This is a genomic window from Alcanivorax sp. HI0044 (assembly GCF_001634945.1).
In genome coordinates, this window is sequence record NZ_LWEZ01001432.1 from 1 (window position 1) to 1165 (window position 1165).

Sequence of the window (1165 nt, forward strand, 5' to 3'; positions counted from 1 at the left end):
ATACTGCCGGGTTCAGCGTAGACTATCTGACCATCGTCAGCGCCAAAACCCTGGCGCCGGCGGGCCCGCAAGACACTGACCTGGTGGCCGCCGTCGCCGCGAAACTAGGGTCAACGCGATTGATCGACAATATATCTCTGGCCGTTGTGCGTGACCGGTGATTCATGCATACTTCCGGCCCCTTGAAGTGCCTGCATGCCCACCATACGGCGTTTACAGCAGGTTTCGGGTCGCTTGAGAGGTAACCAACATGCAGTGCACCATGCTGAAAGCAAAACTCCATCAGGCTCGTGTCACCCACGCGGAGCTCGAGTACGAAGGCTCCTGCGCCATTGATGGCGATTTGATGGACATGGCGGGTATCCTGGAATACGAACAGATCCAGATCTACAACATCGACAACGGTGAGCGTTTCGAAACCTACGCAATCCGTGGCGAAGCGGGCTCCAAAATCATCTCCGTCAACGGTGCCGCCGCTCACAAGGCCCAGCCCGGTGACCGCGTGATCATTTGCGCTTACGCCAGTTACTCCAGCGCGGAGCTGATCAACTTCAAGCCAAGCCTGATTTACATGGCCGAAGGCAATGAAGTGAAAGGCACCAGCGATGCCATTCCGGTTCAGGTTGCCTGATCCCGAATTGGCTCTGAATTTTTGATAAAACGCCGGCCCTGCCGGCGTTTTTTTTGCCTGCCGCTTTTTACTGCTTTCCCTGTATACATTGCCTCTTTTGTCCGCTTGGGCATTGGTCATTAAGCAACGCTTTGTTTACTCTTGGAACACAACGTCTACCCTCACAACACCCTATAAGACCATGGTGGAATACCCCCGGGCAGGCGTAGCCATAATAATGATGGAAACTGGCAGGCAGTATCCCAAGGAGGCCCTAATGTCCCAAGTACATACTCACCCTGTTCCCGCCGAGTATAAAAAACAGACCCTGATGGACCGCGACACCTACGACCGCTGGTACGCCCAATCCATCAACGACCCGGACACCTTCTGGGCCGAGCGCGCCGAACAGCTTCTGGACTGGAAGACCCCCTGGGACACCGTCAGCGAATGGGACTTCAGTGAAGGCCGGGCGGCCTGGTTCAAGGGCGCCACCCTGAATGCCTGCTACAACTGCGTCGATCGCCACCTGCCTGAGCGCGCCAATCAAACCGC

General features: G+C 56.2%; 3 protein-coding genes. All 3 read left to right on the forward strand.

The window, feature by feature from the left end; translation table 11 throughout:
* A partial coding sequence (locus A3730_RS21225) for a pantoate--beta-alanine ligase (protein ID WP_197477561.1) occupies positions 1-161 on the forward strand: 161 nt, incomplete at its 5' end.
* An 89-nt stretch (positions 162-250) separates the two neighbouring features.
* Positions 251-631 (forward strand): aspartate 1-decarboxylase, encoded by a 381-nt coding sequence (panD, locus tag A3730_RS21230; protein WP_007151139.1) that lies wholly within the window; start codon positions 251-253, stop codon positions 629-631.
* Positions 632-887: 256 nt separating this feature from the next.
* The coding region (locus A3730_RS21235; protein WP_304439519.1) for an acetyl-coenzyme A synthetase N-terminal domain-containing protein at positions 888-1165 on the forward strand (278 nt) is incomplete at its 3' end.